We start from the raw sequence: 21,401 nt of genomic DNA, 5'->3' as shown, positions 1-21,401 counted from the left end.
TAGCGGCAAAGGATATGAAAGCGGCTGTTATGTAAAGCCATGCATTGCTGAAGTAATGAACGATATGGAAATAGTGCAGCATGAAACCTTTGCGCCCATACTCTACCTTATAAAATATAAAACCATTGAAGAAGCCATCGCTTTGCAGAACAATGTGCCGCAGGGGTTATCAAGTTCCATCTTTACATTAAACGTCCGCGAAGCGGAATTATTTCTTTCACAGGCGGGCAGCGATTGTGGAATTGCGAATGTAAACATAGGAACCTCCGGTGCAGAAATTGGTGGCGCTTTTGGTGGAGAAAAAGAAACCGGTGGCGGCAGAGAAAGTGGCAGCGATGCATGGAAAGCCTATATGCGCCGGCAAACCAACACTATTAATTATACGGATAAGCTTCCGCTGGCACAGGGGATAAAGTTTACGGTGTGAGATGTTGTAATAATTTCTGCCTGTTAGTTGTTATTTTTTTAAGATCTATCCTGACTTTTTAAGATAGCTGAAAAAAAGTTTTTTGGGCATGTTCCTTTTTAAAGCTGCATGTAAAAAAAGATTTTGCCCTATTGTAAATTTTTAAGATAAAAGTTAAAAAAGTTTTTGCTTTACTTATCTGGGTTCTATCGATTATGTCGAAACTTTTATTTATCACTTTTCTTATTGTTGAATACATCAGGCAAAAAAACTGACGTAATTATTCCTTAAAAAACTGTGGCTGTTGTTTTTCAGGGATAACTAAGTCATTGCTTAAAGAAGGAAACATCTTTTGCTTTTCTGCAAATGGTTTCCCGCTGGTATCAATAGATGTCCAGGTTTTACCTCACATTTTCTACTGAGGCGAAACGGGGATAACAAATAATTCGGAGAACGCATCCCTCTTTGTTTACCTCGCTCCTTCTGCAGACGCAGTTATGGATGGCAGGGGCCAGGAAGTAAAACCCGGCAAGAGCCGCAACTTTACTATGGAAAGTTTAGGGGATTTAAATGATACATTTCTATTGGTGCATAACCTCAGCAGTGTAAACGATGCGGGTTATATTTTGGAAATTGGAGACCGAGTTATTTTTTCATAGTTATTTTGAATTTTGACAGAGCAGGTGAAAGCCCGCTCTTTTTTGTGGCTGGCTATAGGAAAGAGCTTGTTCATCAGGTACATGTTTTATTATTTGCAAATAATCACCTATAAAATTATCTTAGGCATTCTTACGTTATATATATTTATGTAAGTATAAATAACTCCTGGCGGTTCTTTAAAGCAATAAGGAAAAAATAACTCATACCAAAACTACTATGTCATGAAATATCTATTTGTTTTTGTCTCCACTTTCGTGTATTCATTTGCCAACGCACAGGATTTAAAAAATACCGAGTGGATAAAAATTAAGGCCCAAAGAAAAGATGGAAGCAGGATTGTAGATCGAACTAACAGGGGCATTGGATGTCTGCATTACCTCTTCACCGCCGACACCGTTCATATGTCATCTGATATTCAATATGCGGCGCAGCAGAACTATTTTTTTGATGATGATAGTACCATCTCATTCGGTAATCTTGTCAATTACCATATCGATTCACTTAATGATGTGTTTCTCGGCGTTACAGAAATTCCCAAAACCCCATTGTCTGACGATAAAATAAACAATTATGTTTTTATTAATGCAGATTATATATATGATTACCTGGTTAAAACAAAACAGCTAACATTTACGACAGATTCGGTGATAGAATATAATGATTATTTCTTTCCTGCTTACGAGGGGGCACTAAATGCACTGTTTGTAAGCAAATTCGATTACCCGCAAGAAGATAAATCATTAAAGGGTTCTCTGATTATTTCAGGAAATGGGGTGGTACGAACTGCTTCAATTACGTCGCTAAAGAATTTTTCTGATAAGCAAATTAAAGAAGTTACCAATATTTTAAATTCGACCAGCGGCTTATGGATTATGCCTCCTTCTACCAAATTATTTCAGTTCAGATTAAATTTTTTTCTTGAAGTCACTCATATTTTTAGTGGCAGCTTTACAAGCTTTTCGTTTGCGACAAAAGATACCTTACCAAAATTAAAAGGCCTTACAAACGTTGAAAAAGATGAGTTAGCCGTCCATTTTAATAGTGGACGTAGATTGTTTAAAAATGGCAAGTTTGACAAAGCCGTTGCTCAATTTTTAACATGTATTAAAATTGATGAAACCGACCTGGACGCATATTATGATTTAGCATACAGTTACCAAAAACTGGGCAATATAGAGTTGGCTTGCGAAACATGGAAAAAATTAAAAGAGATGGGGCAAAGTGTAGGTGTCACGCTGTATGACACAAATTGTAAGTGATTGCATTATCTGTGCTACCCATTAAGCGATATTTTTTTCACTAAAAGAAATATGGTTATAGATAGCATATTATTGCAATGGCATTTAACTAATATTTCCCTTAAAGATTCGATAATAATACATAAGCGGTCTTATTAATCGAACTATTTTACAAATATTTGTGTTTCTAAAAGTTAAACACACCATATGATTTCAGGAATTAAACAATTCTTCTTCGGCATTATTTGCCTCGCTGCGCTGCCTTTTGTGGGTCTTGCGCAGGGGACCTCGGAAAAAACCAAGATCGTAGCGCCACACAACTGGCATGAACTGGACAGAAGCGAAACCGGTTTCTACGGTATCAGCCTTGATAAAGCATATAAATTTTTGCAAAACAGGAAACCTAAAACGGTTGTGGTTGCTGTAATTGACAGCGGCGTTGATACAACGCAGGAAGATTTGAAGTCGGTGTTATGGCACAATCCCGGTGAAATACCCGGTAATGGCATTGACGACGATCATAACGGTTACGTAGACGATGTATATGGCTGGAACTTTATCGGTGGTAAAGATGGAACTCCCGTGCATAAGGATTCATACGAAGCTGCCCGGGTATACTGGAAGCTGCATGAAAAATATGGCGACAGCATTCCGGATACAACCAGCATGATGCCGGCTCAACGAAAAGAAGTGGAAGAATATCTTAGGGCGAAGGAAAAAGTTTTAAACGGTGTTGATCCCAGGGAATTAGTTTTCATGAAAAGAATTCTACCGCCTTTGCAAAGGGGCGATTCAATTATTGCCAAAGATTTGGGTAAAGCGGAGTTTACCGGCAATGATTTAAAATCGTATACGCCAACTGACGCCGATGCCAGGACCGCAATGAGCATTTACCTGAATATTTGTAAACTAAATAGTGATTATGACATTTCTAATACTGATATTATTAATGACTTAAAAGGGCAAATTCTAAAAGGCGAGGAAGGCGAAACGCCACCGGAAGACTATCGTGGAGAAATTGTTAAGGACAATGAGAATGACATCAATGACCGCAATTATGGAAACAATGATGTAATGTCCGGAACTCCATCGCATGGTACCCATTGTTCAGGAATAATTGCAGCCGTAAGGAATAATGGCATAGGTATGGACGGCATTGCAAACGATGTTAAAATAATGATGGTGCGTGCGGTACCAGACGGCGATGAACATGATAAAGATATTGCCAATGCTATTCGTTACGCTGTCGACAATGGCGCCCAGGTTATCAGTATGAGTTTTGGTAAACCATTTTCTCCGGAAAAAACCTGGGTAGATGATGCCGTAAAATATGCACAAAGCAAAGATGTACTTTTGGTACATGCCGCAGGCAATGATCATGAGGATATTGATACTGCTGCCGATTACCCCAGTCCTGTTTTTGCAGATGGTTCAGGAAGGGCAAAGAATTTTATCACGGTAGGCGCCAGCGGCGATTCTACTAACGGTGGCTTCACTGCCAGTTTTAGTAATTATGGAAAAAATGAAGTTGATGTTTTTGCCCCCGGCGTAAATATCTATTCTACTTTACCCGGCGGAAATAAGTATGGTAATTATTCCGGAACCAGCATGGCATGTCCCGTGGTGGCAGGTGTTGCGGCCTTGATACGTGAATATTTTCCTGATCTTACCGCTGAACAAGTCAAATATGTAATTGATAAATCGGCTACGCCTATAACAGAAAAAGTTATTTTACCGGGCACACAAAAATCACCCGGCAACGACGGGGAGCCTACGATGGTGAACCTTTCTGATATAAGTATAAGCGGTGGCGAAGTAAATGCATATGAAGCAGTGAAACTGGCGGCTACTTTAAAGGGAGATAAAGACAAGGAATTAAAGTTGCCAAAATCGAAAGCAAGAAGAGAAAGAAACGATTAAAATATCCTAAAATAGCCTGAAACCTAACATGCCAATAAAATGCTGTTAGGTTTTTTTATTTTTTACATTTAATTTGTACATCAATTCACTTATTATGAATCGGCCTTCCCCAACAACGTATCCTGAGTATTTTCAGCGGTATATTAACCAGGTAAAAGAAGATGATTTAAAGCTTGCATTCAAAAATCAAATGCCTGCTGCGGAAATTTTCTTTCAATCGATTAGTGACGAATTCTCGATGAGAAAATATGCTGAAGGGAAATGGACTATTAGAGAAGTGCTGCAGCATGTGATAGACGCAGAAAGAGTTTTTTCGTACCGGGCTATGTGCTTTGCGAGAAAAGAACAGCACATCCTCCCCTCTTTTGATGAAAATAGTTATGCATTGAACTCAAATGCGAATTATCGTGATTGGAACGAGCTGATTGAAGAATTTGTTGTAACCCGCAAGTCGACAGAATATCTTTTCAATAGTTTTACTGATGAGGCATTACATACGGTTGGTAAAGCCAGCGATTATACCATAACGGTAGCGGCAGTGGGCTTTGTTACTGTCGGGCATGTAAGCCATCACATAAGAATTATACAGGAAAGATATATTGGCGTGTAGCGTAAGTGCTCTTCAAATAAATATAAGTGTGAAACTTTTTACTGCCGAACAAACTAAAAACTGGGATTCATTTACAATAAATAATGAACCGGTATCTTCTATAGATCTAATGGAGCGTGCAGCGAATGCCTGCGCCAGGTGGATCTTACAAAATTATAATAATGCTCCTGCGTTTAAAATCTTTTGTGGTAAGGGTAACAATGGTGGTGACGGGCTGGCGGTTGCGAGGTTGCTCATCGAACACAATTTCTCCGTTTCAGTTTACATAGTTGAAAGTAGTTCGGCAGGCTCTGATGATTTTAATATTAACCTGCAACGGCTAAAAGAAAAATCTTCGGCATTTCATTTCATAGAATCGGTTGAAGTGTTGCCCGAAATAAAAAAAGATGACATCATTATTGATGCTTTATTTGGAACAGGGCTTAATAAAAAACCTTCCGGCATTTTTAAAAAATTGATTCTTTATTTAAATAATTCGGGTTCCCAAATAATTTCCATCGACATGCCAAGCGGATTATACACCGATATATCTTCACATGGAAATGCGATTATTCGTTCGCGTTATACGCTTTCTTTTCAACAAAAGAAGTTGGCATTTTTGATGCCTGAAAATGAATCTTTTTGTGGTGAAGTGGTGATCCTGGACATTGGACTTTCCACTCAATATTATGAAGAAGAAAAAACTGTATATGAATTAATTGATAAGGGTGCGATTAAAAAGATTTACATGCCACGTAAGTCATTTGCCAATAAAGGCAATTACGGCTATGCGTGCCTGGTAGTTGGTAGTTATGGTATGATGGGTGCGGCAGTGTTAAGTGCCGGCGCTTGTCTTAGAAGCGGCGTCGGAAAACTTACCTGCTACATTTGTAAGGAAGGCTATACCATAATGCAAACGTCCATACCGGAAGCCATGTGTACTATGTTTGGCAACACCTTTATTAAAGACATTGACAATTTAAAAAATTTCGATGTAATTGGTATTGGCCCGGGAATTGGCAGGCATCTTTCTCATAAAGAGTTATTGCAAAAAGTTTTCAAAAATTCAAAAGGCCCGATAGTGATAGATGCCGATGCATTAAATGTGCTAAGCAATTATTCATCATTATATAAATCGATTCCTGAACATAGTATCATTACCCCTCACCCAAAAGAGTTTGAACGGTTGTTCGGAAAATCAGAAAACGATTTTGAACGAATAGAGCTCGCTTTAAAAAAGGCAAGAGATCTTAATATCTATATTGTCTTAAAAGGTCACTATACCTTAATTGCAACACCCGATGGAAAAGGATATTTTAATTCAACTGGTAATTCAGGGATGGCTACGGCAGGTTCCGGTGATGTACTTACTGGCATACTAACAGGTTTACTGGCGCAAAAATATTCTTCCCTTGATGCTTGCATGCTGGGTGTTTATCTTCATGGGCTTTCAGGAGACATCGCTGCCAGTAAGCTTTCAAAAGAAGCGATGATTGCAAGTGATATTATTGATCATTTGGGAGATGCGTTTATGCAAATAAGTCAATAGTTATTTAGCCGTTTTGAAATAATTGGCCATTTTAAATAAACAACGGTGATTTGCCTATCGACTTGCTGGCAATTAAAAATGTGCATCTATACGTACAATAAAATTTTCTTTGTAGTATAAAAATATTATTTTTGTGTTTTAAAATGATGGCCGTGGATAATAAGATTACTTTAAGTTTTGATGCATCGGTAATTAATAAAGCAAAAAAATATGCCGAAAAGAATAACATCAGTCTTTCACGCCTGATAGAATTTTTATTGAAAAAAGTTACTTCCAATAATTACAATTCATTAGAAGATTTTCCTATTTCAGATTGGGTGCAACAGGTTGCTGAAGGCGGGGCCATTTATCAAACAAAAGCAAGAAGAACCAGAAAAGCTGCTAAAGAAGAATACTTTAAATCAAGAAAATGAAAATATTTCTTGATGCTAATATTTTAGTTTCTGTTTTAAATAAAGAATATCCGCTTTTTACTTATACCTCCCGTATCGTAAGTCTTGCCGATAACAAAAAGTTTACTTTATTTACATCTCCCGTGTGCCTCGCTATCGCTTTTTATTTTGCAGAAAAAAAATATAAAAGCATTTCAGCAAAAAAAAGGATTAAGATTTTATGTGAACACATCCGCATTGCCCCTGCAAATACAACAACCGTGGTTAAGTCTTTAAATAATCCCGCCATTGAAGACTTTGAAGATGGGCTTGAATATTATGCCGCTGTTGAAAGTAAATGCGACTGTATTATTACAGAAGACATCGAAGATTTTTATTTTTCAAAAATAGAGGTGTTGAGAAGTGAAGATTTCTTTCAAAAACACTTGTTTTTCAGTTAGACAATCACGCCACTGCTGAATTAGCTTATTAATACATTTTACCCTATTTTTGCCACCCAAAAATTTAAGTAATAATTGATATGGAAAATTTGATTTACATAATTCCGGCGATGGGAATTGTTGGCTTGCTGTACACATTCATAAAATTTTCGTGGGTAAGTAAGCAGGATGCCGGCAATGAAAAAATGAGGGAAATCAGCCAGCACATTGCAGATGGTGCGATGGCTTTCCTCAAAGCTGAATATAAGATTCTAACTTATTTTGTCATTATTGCTGCATTATTATTGGGCATTATGGGATTCAGCAGTGCCAATAGTCACTGGAGTATTGCGCTGTCATTCGTTACCGGTGCCATCATGAGTGCGCTGGCGGGTTTTATCGGAATGAAGGTTGCTACTAAAGCGAATGTGCGAACGACGCAGGCAGCCCGCACAAGTCTTTCAAAAGCGCTTAAAGTTTCCTTTACGGGTGGAAGCGTCATGGGACTCGGAGTAGCAGGTCTGGCAGTGTTAGGATTAGGTGGTCTCTTTATTATATTAAAGGCAATTTTTGCTTCGGGTGCCAGTGTTGATAGCGTAGAAATGGAACGCACCATAGAAATTCTAACAGGCTTCAGCCTTGGCGCTGAAAGTATTGCTTTGTTTGCTCGCGTTGGCGGTGGTATTTATACAAAAGCCGCAGATGTTGGTGCTGACCTTGTAGGAAAAGTGGAAGCTGGCATTCCCGAAGATGATCCACGCAACCCTGCAACCATAGCGGATAATGTGGGTGACAACGTTGGTGATGTTGCGGGCATGGGCGCTGATCTCTTTGGTTCTTACGTTGCAACAGTTCTTGCCACAATGGTATTGGGTAGAGAGACAAGTTCTGCTGACAGTTTCGGTGGAATGGCTCCTATTCTATTGCCAATGCTCATTGCTTCAATGGGTATTTTATTTTCAATAGTAGGAACATTCTTTGTAAAAATTTCTGACAGTGCTGGCCTGAATACGGCGGTAGTTCAAAAAGCGCTTAACCTTGGTAACTGGGGTTCTATTATTCTAAGTGCTATTGCTTCTTATTTTTTAGTGATGTGGCTGATGCCTGATAATGATATGGTTTTAAGAAATTATCATTTTACAAAATATGGCGTTTATGGAGCCATATTCGTTGGTTTGGTTGTTGGCACGTTAATGAGTCTTATAACGGAATATTATACAGCTATAGGTAAACGTCCTGTCATGAGTATCGTACGGCAGTCATCTACGGGCCATGCAACAAATATAATTGGGGGGCTTGCGGTAGGTATGGAAAGTACATTGCTACCAATTTTGGTATTGGCTTCAGGAATTTACATGTCTTACTGGTGTGCTGGTTTATACGGCGTTGCAATCGCTGCTGCGGGCATGATGTCAACTACAGCAATGCAATTAGCAATCGATGCATTTGGACCTATTGCGGATAATGCTGGCGGGATTGCCGAAATGTGTGAGCTTCCAAAAGAGGTAAGGGAAAAAACAGATATACTCGATGCGGTTGGAAATACAACTGCTGCAACAGGCAAAGGCTTTGCAATTGCATCAGCAGCTTTAACTGCGCTGGCTCTGTTTGCGGCTTTTGTCGGCATTGCAAAAATTGACGGAATCGATATTTATCGTGCTGATGTATTAGCAGGTTTATTTGTTGGTGCCATGATTCCATTTATATTTTCATCATTGGCAATACGTGCGGTTGGCCAGGCAGCTATGGCGATGGTTGAAGAAGTGCGTCGCCAGTTTAGAACAATACCCGGCATTATGGAAGGAACGGGGAAACCTGAGTATGAAAAATGTGTTGCCATTTCAACCGATGCTTCTATTAAAAAAATGATGTTGCCTGGTGCCATTGCATTGATATCTCCTCTTATCGTCGGATTTATTTTCGGGCCACAGGTATTGGGTGGTTTTCTTGCGGGAGCAACCGTGAGCGGTGTATTAATGGGAATGTTTCAGAACAATGCAGGCGGTGCATGGGATAATGCCAAGAAATCTTTTGAGAAAGGCGCTGTTATAAACAATGAGACTTTTTACAAAGGTTCTGAACCGCACAAAGCTTCTGTAACCGGTGATACGGTTGGCGATCCTTTTAAAGATACATCCGGGCCAAGCATGAATATCTTAATAAAGCTGATGAGTATTATTTCTTTGGTTATTGCTCCTACCCTTGCAAGAATACATCACGATAGCATTGAAAAAGACAGGCAGCTTAAGATGGAAAATCTCCGGTTATTAGAAGAAAAAGAAAGCGGACTGAATTTAATGAAGAAGCAAAATACGGTTGTCCTGTCCGGCACGCATTTTATAACTGCTAAAAAAGAAGCGCTCATAAAGCGATAATCTAATTAGAATTAATCACCTTTTACCAAAAATATTTGATAACCAGGAGTGCATATATTCCTGGTTTTTTTGTGCAATAAAGTTTCTTACCTTATTTATACTGACTACTTTTGTCCAGGCAAATTAATAATTCAGTTTAATTTAGAAATAATGAATCACAACTATCACATATCCGTAGACGAAGCACATAAACTATTGACCAAAGAAAACAACAAGTTTGTAGAAGTAATGGAAGACGGTAAAATGACGGTGGAATATTATGCCCCGAAGATATCAGATGAACAACAGCCACACAATAAAAATGAATTGTATGTGATAGCTTCCGGTAACTCCGGTTTTTACAGGAATGGAGAAATGATAGATTGCAGCCAGGGCGATGTAATTTTTGTTCCCGCCCATATGGAACACCGGTTCGTTAATTTCTCTGATGATTTTGCAACGTGGGTTGTTTTTTACGGAGATGAAATCTATTGATCATTCTGCTTCGAAACTATAAAGCTTCATCGATCAACATTTTCATCAACTCCGCTACGCCTTCTGTAGCTGATTTTTCTATCACGTGAAAATTATGATGCGGCCGGATGTATGGAGGATTCGTATCAATAATATATTTGGGCACATCACCTGGTAAATAATCAATTAAGCCTGCAGCGGGATATACTTGCAACGATGTACCTGCTAAGACAAAAATATCAGCATCAGAAATGGTAATAGCCGCTTTTTCAATCATCGGCACCTGTTCATTAAACCATACAACATGCGGCCTGAACTGCGTTCCATCGGGTGCCATATCGCCTAAATTAATATCATTTCTTATCTCATAAAAAGTATTGGTATTTCTTTCGCCACGCATTTTGAATATCTCTCCGTGCAAATGCAATACACTCTTTGAACCGGCACGCTCATGTAAATCATCAATATTTTGCGTGATAACCGTTACATTAAAATGTTGTTGTAAATCTGCAATCCCTTTGTGAGCAGCATTGGGTAGAGCTGCGGCTACTTCCCTCCTGCGCATGTTATAAAAATCGAGAACCAACCCTGGATTCTTTTTATAACCTTCGGGAGTAGCAACTTCATAAACATTGTATCCCATCCAAAGGCCGTCACTATCGCGGAAAGTTTTCAAACCGCTTTCTGCACTAATGCCGGCGCCAGTGAGAACAACAAGATTTTTCATTCCACAAAATTACTGTTTCTGATTCTCCGGACTAATTCTGTATAATTTAAAATATGTCACTTCTCACCAGCCAATTCCATAATTACTTTCCACTCTTTTTCGGTAACAGGTTGAACAGATAATCTTCCCAAACGAACGAGCGCCATATCCTGCAAGCGTTTATCATTTTTCACCGTTAGTAGACTCACAGGCTTTTTTAATTTTTTGAGGGGTTTCAAATCAACCGCAACCCATTCATCTTTTGTTGTAGGATCCTGGTAGGCTTCTTTATCAACCTTTGCGATAGCAACAATTTCCATCCCTTCATTACTATGATAATATAAAACTTCATCACCTTTCTTCATCGCTCTTAAATGAATTCTTGCGGCATAATTTCTCACGCCATCCCATGTTGTTTTTTTGTCTTTTACTAATTGCTCCCAGCTATAAACGGAAGGCTCTGATTTTACAAGCCAGTAATTCATAAAACGTATTTAAATATTTCAAGAAAGATAAAGAGATTATTGCAAAAAAATTTCAATTAAAATTTTGCGGATTGTTATCATCGAATCCATATTGAATTAAAAAACTTTTTGTTAATAAAAACCAGCGGGAAAGCTTTCTCGTAATTCTAATGTATAAAAAATTATATGTTCCGTTTATTAGTCTTTTTAAAAGTTTAATTCACTGAACTGATTTATTAATCTAAAAACCATTAAAAAAATGAAACGTAAAAAAATTCTTTTCGCCGCGATTGCCGCACTGGCGCTGGTGACAGGTGGTATCATTTATGCTGCCGACCACATTGATGCTCCGTCAGTAACCAATCAAACTACAGACATTACCGACTTGTATGCATTCCAGGGTGCCAATACAAACGATATTGTTCTTGTAGCAAACACGCAGGGCCTTCTAACTCCTGCCACTACCGGGGCCGCTAAATTTGATGAGAACACGCTCATTCAATTTAGCATTGACAACAACAACGACAACATTGAAGACCTGGTGGTTCAATGTAAGTACAATGCTGCCTCAAATACTATGAAGGTGTATGGTCCTATTAAACCAACCGCGAATGGAACAATGAGTAAGTTGGAAGGAAATGTAACCGCATCTGTTGGCGTTACTCCTTATGGCGCTTCAACGCCCATTGTTGCAACAAAAGGTGGCATCTCTGTTTTTGCCGGACCAAGAGATGATCCTTTTTTCTTTGATCTTGATCAGTACCATGCAATTTTAGCAGGAACTGCAACCAGCTTTAATAACCCCGGTAAAGATGCTTTTGCCGGAACCAATGTGATGAGTGTAGTTGTAGAACTTCCAAAATCAATGTTAGGTGGATCAGGAAAAATAAATGTTTGGTTAACTACAAGAAAGAAAGTATAAAATATCTTAACCAACTTATTAATTACAAACAAAAAAATTATTAAAGATGAAAACAACAATAAAATTACTAACGCTCCTTATTTCGGGAAGCATGTTCTTTGCGGCATGTAAAGATAAAAATCCTGGCGGCGGCAATACCATCGTTTATTATCAACAGGCAGATCAAATGGGAAGACCTGCCGTAAATACAGTATTCAATGCAACGGCAGATAAAGACGCCTTTAATACTACGGTACCTTCTGCGATGGGAACCATTTATCAACCTAAATTTATGACTACTCTAATGGCTTTAAACCCGGCCTATACCATGAATGCATTGGGTCTTGATGCCCCAACATTTACAGGTTTACTGGCAACAGATGTTTTAAATGTTTCAACAACTGGCAAAACAACGTTTTTCGACGGCACTAATGTTTTAACAGGGAGAGCCTTAGACGATGATGTAATTGACACTGAATTGTTATTGATTTTTGGCGGAACAAAAGGAACAGATAACCCTGGTTTAACGAGCGATCATGTCAATGCCAACGATGTTGCATTTTCAACTACATTTCCTTATTTAGCACAACCTCATTAATAAAAATTCTTTTTGAAAACTCAACCGGGAATTTATTCCCGGTTTTTTTTTACTTAAATATTGAAATACAAAACTGTGCCTTGGGTAAATTCGTATGTTGTATGAATGAGTTTAATTTTATACGCCTTAAACAAATAAGTATCTCCTTCAGAATAATAAAAAATGAGATCCGCAATTGCATATTACATGATGATACTTTACGCGACCGTAATGTTTAAGCCATTAATACCAATTGTAAAAGATAAGCTGTCTCACACTTTTGCGGAAGCAATTCACATTGCAACAGTACACGCTATTTATGGAGCTGATCATCTTCAGAAAGAGGTTGACCAAACGAGCTCTGATACTGCAAACGGCAAACATCAAAACAGCAATAATGAAGACCAGGCGCAGGTACATGTTTCAACGAGTGAATCGAAATTTCATTTCTGGAATTCACTGATTCGAAAAAATTATGTTACCGGCAGCCAAACAGAAACTATTCCCGGTTTTATTTGCAAACACTTCCCTCCTCCTAAATTTTCCTGACTAAATATTAAAGTTTACCTCGTCAATAACTATCTAAAACAGTTTATGCCAGCGGCACTGTTCTTATTGACGTCGTGTATGCTGAACATTTATTTTATCAGTTAAAATTTACCCGTGAATAAGATTCCATTTTATATATTCATCGTTTTATTTTCACTCGCCGCTAAAGCGCAGGTGAATATAAGTGGAAATATCATTGATGATAAAACGAAACTTCCCGTAGAAGGAGCAACAATAACCTTAGAACCATCTAATATAATTACCATAAGTAACACAAGCGGCAGATTCTATTTTAAAGGAGTCTATGATACGAGCTCTTTCTTAATCGTTAATAATATTGGCTACGCAACCCAACGGTTTCCAGTCGTTGGTTTATTAAAAAGCAGAACACTTGCCATTTCTCAACGGCAGATTGAGTTACAGAATATAGTTATTACTTCGAACGCAGGTAGTATTTATAAACCTATCAGCAGAACAGATATTGAGATGCGTGGTGTGAATAATTCGCAGGAAGTGTTACGTATTATTCCCGGTATTGTAATAAGTCAACACCAGGGAGGCGGGAAGGCGGAACAAATTTTTCTTCGTGGCTTTGATGCAGATCATGGAACGGATTTCAGGGAAGATGTTGATGGATTACCAATCAATATGGTTTCTCATGCGCACGGACAAGGCTTTGCAGACAGTCATTTTATTATTCCCGAAACAATTGAAAGCGTTGATTTTAAGAAAGGCTCATATGCCGCGAACAAAGGAGATTTTGCAACAACCGGTTTTGTTGATTACAATTTAAAAAACACGCTCGATAGAAATGTTGTAAAGTTAGAGGGAGGAATGTTCAATACATTTCGCGGCCTGGGTATGTTTAATTTATTGCCTGAAACAGCGAGAGAGAAACAACAATCATGGTATGTTGCTTCAGAGTATAGATATGCAGATGCCTATTTTGATAACCCGCAACATTTTAATCGTTTTAATCTCTTTACAAAATATGTAGGACGAATATCAGAAAAAAGTACACTCACACTTTCCGCAACAACCTTCTGGAGCAAGTGGGATGCGTCTGGACAAATACCAGATCGTGCTGTAAAAGAAGGCCTGATAAGTTTTTATGGTGCACTGGATCCTCGCGAAGGGGGATTAACCTACAGAACAAATGTAAATGCGCAGTTGGTTACGTCGCTGGGTAATGGTGATGTTATAAAAAATCAGTTGTATTATTCCAACTATCATTTTGATCTTCATACCAATTTTACTTTTTATTTAGTTGATACAGTAAATGGTGATGAAATACGGCAGAGGGAAGGAAGAGATTTGTTGGGCTATAACGGAAGTTATCATCATGCGGGTTACTTTGGCGTTATTGGCGTCAATACTAATGCCGGAATAAATATTCGTGCCGACCTTACGAACAATTCCGAACTTTCGCATACGGTGGACCGTTATACCCTTCTGAATCGCATCAAACTGGGTAATGTTTCAGAATTAAGTATCTCCCCTTATGTAAGCGAAACATTTATGTTTAACAGGTATTTTAGCATGAATGCAGGTTTGCGCCTGGAGCAATTTTACCATAAATACAATAATAAACTTGCAAGTGACAGCACTTTACCGGGAACGGGAATTTACAAAGCCAATGCAAATACTGTAAGTCCTAAACTAAATTTCTATTATCACGTAAATGACAAAACTCAGTTCTATCTAACTACGGGCAAAGGTTTCCATTCCAACGATACAAGAGCCGTGGTTGTGGAAAATGGTTACGATGTATTACCCTCCTCATACGAAGCTGACCTGGGAACTGTATTTAAACCCGCCGGAAAAATATTGATCAATGCTGCTGTTTGGTATATCTACCTCCAACAGGAATTTGTATATGGCGGTGATGGTGGCGATGTTGAATTCAGTGGAAGAACAAAACGTCTTGGTTTCGATTTTTCAGGCAGATATCAACCTATAAAATCTTTATATTTTGATGTTGATTTAAATTATGCTCACGGGCGTTCTATCGGTGGCCCTAAAGGGCAAAATTATATTCCATTGGCGCCAATTTGGACAAGTACGGGAGGTATTACCTATATAAATAAATATGGATTGAACGGAAGTTTTCGTTACCGTTATATTGGGGACCGGCCAGCTAATGAAGACTACAGTTTGGTTGCAACAGGCTATTTTATAACGGATGCTGTTCTCAATTATGCGCAGCCGAAATACGAAATCGGATTGATAATAAATAATGTTTTAAATACTAAATGGAAAGAAACCCAATTCGACACCATAACCCGTTTAAAAAATGAACCTGCCCCGGTTGATGAAATATGTTTTACGCCAGGGACGAGGGTCTCAGCGAAGCTAAGTTTTTCGATTTTTTTCTGACAATAGTTAAAATAACAAAAAATGCAAGAAAGCATCCTGAATAAAAAAAGATATTATTCAAAAATAGCCGGTTTCATCATATTGAGTTTGATAATCAGTAACTCACTCTTTGCTCATACTGTTGTTGGGGAACTCGAAAAAATGTCTGGAAAAGATGCTGCCCTGCTTTATCTCGAATTGGGTTATACGCATATTCTTCCCCTTGGGCTCGATCATATATTATTTGTATTGAGTCTTTATTTATTAAGTCCAAAATTAAAGCCTGTATTATGGCAGGCAACTGCGTTTACTGTAGCACACTCCGTTACGTTAGGTCTCTCCATGTATCATGTAATTAAGCCACCGGCCAATATTGTGGAGCCGGTAATTGCCATTTCAATTATGTATGTTGCCCTTGAAAATATCTTTTCACCCAAATTAAAAAAGTCCAGGATTGGGGTAGTGTTTTTATTTGGGCTGATACACGGGATGGGTTTTGCAAGCGCACTTGGGCAACTGGGACTTCCCGAGAAATCTTATCTTACGTCCATCTTAATGTTTAACCTTGGTGTTGAACTCGGGCAGATGACCGTTATTATTTCAGCATATTTACTTTTTGGAAAATGGTTTGGAAATAAACCGTGGTACCGGAAAGGGATTGTAATTCCCTTATCTGCTATAATTGCTGCCATTGCCTGTTTCTGGACTATTCAAAGAATATTTTTTAAGTAACTCTAATGCTGCATAATTCTTGTAATACCTAAATAAAACAATAGATGACCTTGCCTTCTGCCGGAATCTATTTACTCAATGATAGAATGTTTCACTTCAAAATATATTTCAGGCCATATACTTATTTCTTTAACTCGTAAAGTCCAAATCGCACAAGTTCGCTCAATTGTCTTTATACTTTCCCGCAAATATCACGTGGAATATTTAGCCAGAACCGAAGGTTGAAAAAGATTTGTATCAAGTCTGCCATGCGGTCGGACGCGGGCTATCGAATTTCTATCGAGATACAAAATATTATTTCAAACTAAGATTGAGCATTATTGTAAACATATGGAATTTTGCCAGGTCAATACGCTTTCAATGCCGGTTAAGAAAGCAATGGCGTGTACGGTTAACTGTTATTACTTGAATTATTTGAAGAATCAGATACCGCCCGTTTGATAAAATCAGGAGTGAAAAAGTGTGCTATAATCTTTTATTGAGAAGATAAATTTAGCTGCACTTGCATCAGCAATTAACGAAAGACTATTGATTTAAATTCTCTTCAAGATCTTTCATCATTGAAGGACTTAAATCGTATTTATTTTTTTCAGCAACTTTAAAAAATTCGTTGGCATTATATCCCTTACCAAGACCCTTCATAAATTTACCCATCCAATATAATTCAATACCTTCAAGGGGCTTGCCGGATACGTGTGCTTCATAAACTTTATAAGCCTCATCTTTTTTATTGTTGAAATAAAGACACCAAACATACCACGCATAAGTTTGCGGAGTTTGCCTGTTGGCTATTTCATTTTCTGCAACTGCTTCAGCTTTTGCGGGATTATTTAATGTGCCTGTATATAATTCTACCAGGTATTTATTATACATAGTTCCATAGAGCAGATTGCTTGTAATGTCAACAAATTGTTGTGCATATTTTTTCATAGATGCAGAATCATTTTTTAATTCAGCAGTTTGTGAAAGTTTTAAGATTGGATCGGGCGCTTGAGTTTCACCGGCTACAAAATGAAATATTTTGTTTGCCAGTGAATCATTTTTATCATGCACTAATGCAATCCAACCGATACCCATAATGCTATGTAAATCGCTTGAATAGGCTGCAATCGATTTTTTATAAAGGTTATAGGCTTCTTCAATTTGTCCATCATGGATGTATAAATCAGCGGCATTAGATAAAGCTGCCGCAATTAGCGTTGGATTATTTCCTGCAAGTGACGCTGCGTTTAGCATTGCGTGTATGGCAGAATCGAGATTGCCTTTATAATGCTCAAGTTTTGATGTTCTGAATTGGTAACCATAATCTTTCGGATCGCGAATACGGTTTAAATTTTCTATCGCCAGCGGATATCTGCCCAACTCAAAATTCACATCAAAAGAATAAGCCCCATCGTCGTATTTTTTTATTCCGAGTTCTTTTGCTTTAGTTAAGAAAGTGTCGGCTTCATTAAACTTGTGTTGCGAAATAGAACGCGGAATTAAAGAGGTATAAGGAGCCGCTTCTTTATAATTGTAGGTTTTAGCAATAACTTTCAAAATACTGTCGGACGCTTTTAAATCCTGGATATTTCCCTTCAACCCAAACCTTGCAGCAAGTACCGATGAATATTTCAATTCGTTACTGTAGCCCGGGTGTGTCGAATCAATCCTGCTCCACCAGAATTTGATATCCGCTGCGTTTGTGGCCACAGCCGGCTCCGTATAATTGTCGATCAGGCTATCGATATAAGTAGCGTCGACTATAATCTTTTTATCATGATTACATGAAGAAAAAATGGTAAGAATTGCGAGAAGGGAAAAGAGTTTTTTCAAAATTTAAAGTTTTAGTTACTTACGAATTTTACGCTTTCGCAGTTCATAAATAAAAAAACTTTTACCAATTAGAGCGTTCAGATCATTTTTGCTGCCGGAATAACTATTCCCAGCCACTAGCCAACACATCAGCTATATGCATCGTCTTTAGTGGAAGTTCTTTTTTATTGATGTAGCCATCGAGATGCATAAGGCAACTGAGATCTGTTGCGATAATATAATCGGCGCCGGAGGCCATGGCGTTATTTACTTTTTGGTCGGCCATTGCAATAGATATTGATTCAAACTTAACAGCGAATGAACCGCCAAAACCACAGCAGGTTTCATTATCAGCCATTTCAATTAATTCAAGGCCTTTCACTTTGCCAAGTAATTTTCTCGGCCCTTCTTTTATTTTGCATTCGCGCAATGCTGCGCAACTATCATGGTAAGTAACTTTTGCATCCAAGACAGCGCCGTAATTATCAATTTTTATTACTTCAGTAAGAAATTCGGTGAACTCGTATATTCTGCCTGAAATATCCTTTACGTTGTTGTGAAGCGAAGAATTTGCAAATAGCGTTTGATAATAATTTCTTACAAAACCAACGCATGATGCAGAAGGGGCCACTATATAGTCGGTTCCTTCGAAGTCTTTTATAAACTTAGATGCAACCTGTTTAGCATCTTCCCAAAAACCTGCATTGAAAGCAGGCTGGCCACAGCACGTTTGATTGGTATTATATTCCACATCGCAACATGCCTTTTCCAAAACTTTTACCATATTGAAAGCAGTTTGCGGATACAATTGATCAACAAAGCAAGGTATAAATAACTGGACTTTCATTTAAAATAATTTCATCATTACATTTAAAAATTGTGGAGGAGTTATTGCAAATATTTATTTAAACCGATGTGATTTTACGAATACTTTAGCGCCATCATCTTTAACGCAGTTATAGCTGCTTCTTCCCCTTTATTCCCGTGTGCTCCGCCAGTGCGTTCATCGGCTTGTTGTTGATTGTCTACCGTTAGAACGCCGAAAATAGTAGGCACCGGCAAGATTAAATTAAGATGTACTACGCCATCTGTAACGGCTTTGCATACATATTCAAAATGCGGCGTGCCTCCACGCAGTACACAACCTAAGGCAATAAAAGCCTGCGGTTTTTCAAATTTATTCTGGTAAGTATCCCAAAAATGTTTTACGGCAAAAGGTATTTCAAATGCACCTGGTACGGTAATAATTTTATAATTATTCATGCCGTATTGCTGAAGAATTTTAGTGCAACCTTGCAGTAACTTGCTCACGATTTCGGCATTCCATTCAGTCTGCACAATAACAATACAGGCATCCTTTGAAAGGATGCCTGCGTTGAAATTATATAAATTTTCGTTTACGGATGCCATCAAATAATCAATAAAAAGTTATTCTGAAAATTCGCCAAGCCTCGCAAGATACCTGTCAACTTCTGAAGCTTTATCCGATAAAGGATATTCTTCTTTTATTTTTTTGAACAACTCAACAGCGTCTTTCGTTTTGCCGGTAGATTCCGCAAAAAGTGCCGCCCTGAAAAGAAACTCAGATGAAGTAAATTCATCCTTGTCATCTACGTTTGCCGCTTTCTTATAATACTCCAGCGCATCATCGTTTTTATTTAATTCGGCGCTTGCGTCTCCTATCATTCCGTAAGCCCTGCTTTCTATTTGGGTGGCGCCATTGGCATCAAAATCTTTAAGAAATTTTATGGCCTTAGCATATTGGTGAAGATGCAGGTAACAAGCACCGGCATAATATTCGCAAAGATTAGCAGCAGCAGTGCCATTATATTTATTGATAATTCTTAATGCGCCATCGTTTCTTCCATCGCCGTTAAGAACCTTGGCAGCCATCAATGCTTTTGCAGAATCTGAACCCTGGGCATTACTGAAATCTGAAAAATATTTTTGCGTCATGAAAACCGCGTCATTCGCTTTGTCTTCTTTCGGAAGTTTAAACATGTATTTGTAAACGAGCCATCCGGCAAGTACAACAATTACGGCAGTTCCTATATAGATTAACGGCTTATTGTAGTTTAACCAAAATCCCCGAGCTCTTTGTATCGGATCTATTTCTATTTGTTGTGTTGCCTTAGCAGCCATCTTATGTTTTTAATTTTCTTTACTAATTATTAAAATATTGTTTATGCACTTTTATCAATCCATAATGTATGGGTAATCGTCTTCTGCATATATATCTTTATACATTTCATCATCATCAGGGAACGGACTTTCATCAGCAAACTTTACTGATTCTTCAACTTCTGCTTTTACTCTTTCATTAATTGCTTCAATCTCTTCGTCACTAACTCCAAAATCATTTTTTAATTTGGACAAAGAGGTTTCAACCGGATCCTGCAATTTGTATTCTTCCATTTCTTCTTTACTGCGATACTTTGCCGGATCACTCATACTGTGACCTTTATAGCGATAAGTTTTCACTTCCAGTAAGGTGGGTCCACCGTTATCTCTCGCTCTTTTTACGGCCCGTTCTACTGCCTCATGTACCGTTTCGGGATTCATTCCATCTACTCTATCGCCCGGCATGTCATACGCATCAGCCAGTTTGTAAATATCCAACACGTTAGAGGTTCGGGCTACTGAAGTTCCCATTGCGTAGTTATTATTCTCACAAATGAAAACCACCGGAAGTTTCCATAACATCGCCATGTTAAAAGTTTCATGAAGGATGCCCTGCCGTGCCGCGCCGTCACCAAAAAAGCACAACACAGCATTCTTTGTACCCCTATATTTCTCCGCGAAAGCCAATCCTGCGCCTGTTCCAATTTGCGCTCCTACTATACCATGCCCGCCAAAAAATCTTTCCTTAACTCCAAACATATGCATACTGCCACCTTTTCCTTTGCTGCAGCCGGTAGCTTTTGCATATAATTCTGCCATACAGGATTTTGCTGACACGCCTTTTGCGATTGCCAATGCATGGTCACGATAGGCAGTAATAAAAATGTCGTCAGGAATTGTGGCAGTCATACAGCCGGCAGCTATTGCTTCCTGTCCAATATATAAATGACAAAATCCGCGGATCTTTTGCATTCCGTACATCTGCCCGGCTTTTTCTTCAAACCTCCGTAGTAAAAGCATTAGTTCGTACCAATACAAATAAGTTTCTTTTGTAAACTTTGTAGCCAAGTTTATAATTTTTAGGCCGCAAAGATAGGGTAAAAAGAAAAATAATGTGAGATGAGTTTATAGCAAAAAGGCAGGTAGTATAAAATACATAAATATTCCCTTTCTAATTAAACATATTCACAAAAAAACCGGC

The 21,401-nt window shown here is 38.3% G+C and carries 21 protein-coding genes; 14 read left to right on the top strand and 7 right to left on the bottom strand.

Annotated features, from left to right (window positions below):
* The 9 genes from ACO1O5_RS17225 to ACO1O5_RS17185 all read left to right on the top strand — a co-directional run.
* Positions 1 to 427 (top strand): aldehyde dehydrogenase family protein (locus ACO1O5_RS17225; protein ID WP_486272419.1); only part of this gene is annotated, 427 nt, incomplete at its 5' end.
* Positions 428 to 1,287: 860 nt separating this feature from the next.
* A complete protein-coding gene (locus tag ACO1O5_RS17220) occupies positions 1,288 to 2,325 on the top strand; it encodes a tetratricopeptide repeat protein (protein WP_486272417.1) in 1,038 nt (345 codons plus the stop codon).
* Between the two features lie 186 nt (positions 2,326 to 2,511).
* Positions 2,512 to 4,224: a S8 family peptidase gene (locus ACO1O5_RS17215; RefSeq protein ID WP_486272415.1), complete on the top strand. Its 1,713-nt coding sequence runs from the start codon at positions 2,512 to 2,514 to the stop codon at positions 4,222 to 4,224.
* A 94-nt stretch (positions 4,225 to 4,318) separates the two neighbouring features.
* Positions 4,319 to 4,834, top strand: a complete 516-nt coding sequence (locus ACO1O5_RS17210; protein WP_486272412.1) for a DinB family protein — start codon at positions 4,319 to 4,321, stop codon at positions 4,832 to 4,834.
* 28 nt (positions 4,835 to 4,862) lie between these two features.
* Entirely contained in the window at positions 4,863 to 6,362 is a 1,500-nt protein-coding gene (locus ACO1O5_RS17205; protein WP_486272411.1) for an NAD(P)H-hydrate dehydratase, read from the top strand.
* 152 nt (positions 6,363 to 6,514) lie between these two features.
* Positions 6,515 to 6,775 (top strand): DUF6364 family protein, encoded by a 261-nt coding sequence (locus ACO1O5_RS17200; protein ID WP_486272409.1) that lies wholly within the window; start codon positions 6,515 to 6,517, stop codon positions 6,773 to 6,775.
* On the top strand, positions 6,772 to 7,194 hold the full coding sequence (locus tag ACO1O5_RS17195) for a PIN domain-containing protein (protein WP_486272407.1): 423 nt from the start codon (positions 6,772 to 6,774) through the stop codon (positions 7,192 to 7,194). Before ACO1O5_RS17200 ends, ACO1O5_RS17195 begins: the two co-directional genes overlap by 4 nt.
* A gap of 80 nt (positions 7,195 to 7,274) precedes the next feature.
* Positions 7,275 to 9,548, top strand: a complete 2,274-nt coding sequence (locus ACO1O5_RS17190) for a sodium-translocating pyrophosphatase (RefSeq protein WP_486272405.1) — start codon at positions 7,275 to 7,277, stop codon at positions 9,546 to 9,548.
* A gap of 150 nt (positions 9,549 to 9,698) precedes the next feature.
* Positions 9,699 to 10,022 (top strand): cupin domain-containing protein, encoded by a 324-nt coding sequence (locus ACO1O5_RS17185; protein ID WP_486272403.1) that lies wholly within the window; start codon positions 9,699 to 9,701, stop codon positions 10,020 to 10,022.
* Between the two features lie 16 nt (positions 10,023 to 10,038).
* Here the strand turns inward: ACO1O5_RS17185 and ACO1O5_RS17180 are convergent, their stop codons facing one another.
* Complete coding sequence (locus ACO1O5_RS17180; RefSeq protein ID WP_486272401.1) at positions 10,039 to 10,728, bottom strand: Sir2 family NAD-dependent protein deacetylase; 690 nt, start codon at positions 10,726 to 10,728, stop codon at positions 10,039 to 10,041.
* A gap of 56 nt (positions 10,729 to 10,784) precedes the next feature.
* Positions 10,785 to 11,192 carry an EVE domain-containing protein gene (locus ACO1O5_RS17175; protein WP_486272399.1) on the bottom strand — a complete coding sequence of 136 codons (408 nt, stop codon included), beginning with the start codon at positions 11,190 to 11,192 and terminating at the stop codon, positions 10,785 to 10,787.
* A gap of 238 nt (positions 11,193 to 11,430) precedes the next feature.
* Between ACO1O5_RS17175 and ACO1O5_RS17170 the strand changes: the two genes are divergently transcribed.
* From ACO1O5_RS17170 to ACO1O5_RS17150, 5 genes are all read left to right on the top strand, one after another.
* A complete protein-coding gene (locus ACO1O5_RS17170; protein ID WP_486272398.1) occupies positions 11,431 to 12,093 on the top strand; it encodes a DUF4331 family protein in 663 nt (220 codons plus the stop codon).
* A 46-nt stretch (positions 12,094 to 12,139) separates the two neighbouring features.
* Positions 12,140 to 12,670: a DUF4331 family protein gene (locus ACO1O5_RS17165; protein WP_486272396.1), complete on the top strand. Its 531-nt coding sequence runs from the start codon at positions 12,140 to 12,142 to the stop codon at positions 12,668 to 12,670.
* Positions 12,671 to 12,832: 162 nt separating this feature from the next.
* Positions 12,833 to 13,198: a hypothetical protein gene (locus tag ACO1O5_RS17160; protein ID WP_486272395.1), complete on the top strand. Its 366-nt coding sequence runs from the start codon at positions 12,833 to 12,835 to the stop codon at positions 13,196 to 13,198.
* A gap of 114 nt (positions 13,199 to 13,312) precedes the next feature.
* Positions 13,313 to 15,574 (top strand): TonB-dependent receptor, encoded by a 2,262-nt coding sequence (locus ACO1O5_RS17155; RefSeq protein ID WP_486272393.1) that lies wholly within the window; start codon positions 13,313 to 13,315, stop codon positions 15,572 to 15,574.
* Positions 15,575 to 15,595: 21 nt separating this feature from the next.
* Entirely contained in the window at positions 15,596 to 16,285 is a 690-nt protein-coding gene (locus ACO1O5_RS17150) for a HupE/UreJ family protein (RefSeq protein WP_486272391.1), read from the top strand.
* 525 nt (positions 16,286 to 16,810) lie between these two features.
* On the opposite strand, the gene ACO1O5_RS17145 is transcribed toward ACO1O5_RS17150, so the two are convergent.
* The 5 genes from ACO1O5_RS17145 to pdhA all read right to left on the bottom strand — a co-directional run bounded on the left by ACO1O5_RS17145 (position 16,811) and on the right by pdhA (position 21,268).
* Positions 16,811 to 18,100: a tetratricopeptide repeat protein gene (locus ACO1O5_RS17145; RefSeq protein ID WP_486272390.1), complete on the bottom strand. Its 1,290-nt coding sequence runs from the start codon at positions 18,098 to 18,100 to the stop codon at positions 16,811 to 16,813.
* A 103-nt stretch (positions 18,101 to 18,203) separates the two neighbouring features.
* Positions 18,204 to 18,926: a (Fe-S)-binding protein gene (locus tag ACO1O5_RS17140; RefSeq protein WP_486272388.1), complete on the bottom strand. Its 723-nt coding sequence runs from the start codon at positions 18,924 to 18,926 to the stop codon at positions 18,204 to 18,206.
* Positions 18,927 to 19,000: 74 nt separating this feature from the next.
* Positions 19,001 to 19,489, bottom strand: a complete 489-nt coding sequence (gene ribH, locus ACO1O5_RS17135; RefSeq protein WP_486272387.1) for a 6,7-dimethyl-8-ribityllumazine synthase — start codon at positions 19,487 to 19,489, stop codon at positions 19,001 to 19,003.
* Between the two features lie 18 nt (positions 19,490 to 19,507).
* Positions 19,508 to 20,221, bottom strand: coding sequence for a tetratricopeptide repeat protein (locus tag ACO1O5_RS17130; protein ID WP_486272385.1), 714 nt, complete (start codon positions 20,219 to 20,221; stop codon positions 19,508 to 19,510).
* 54 nt (positions 20,222 to 20,275) lie between these two features.
* Positions 20,276 to 21,268 carry a pyruvate dehydrogenase (acetyl-transferring) E1 component subunit alpha gene (gene pdhA, locus ACO1O5_RS17125; RefSeq protein WP_486272383.1) on the bottom strand — a complete coding sequence of 331 codons (993 nt, stop codon included), beginning with the start codon at positions 21,266 to 21,268 and terminating at the stop codon, positions 20,276 to 20,278.
* Between the last annotated feature and the right edge of the window lie 133 nt (positions 21,269 to 21,401).

The sequence above is a fragment of the Ginsengibacter sp. genome (genome assembly GCF_057362405.1).
The sequence above is the reverse complement of the archived record's forward strand: the minus strand, read 5'-3'. Positions and strand labels throughout refer to the sequence as shown.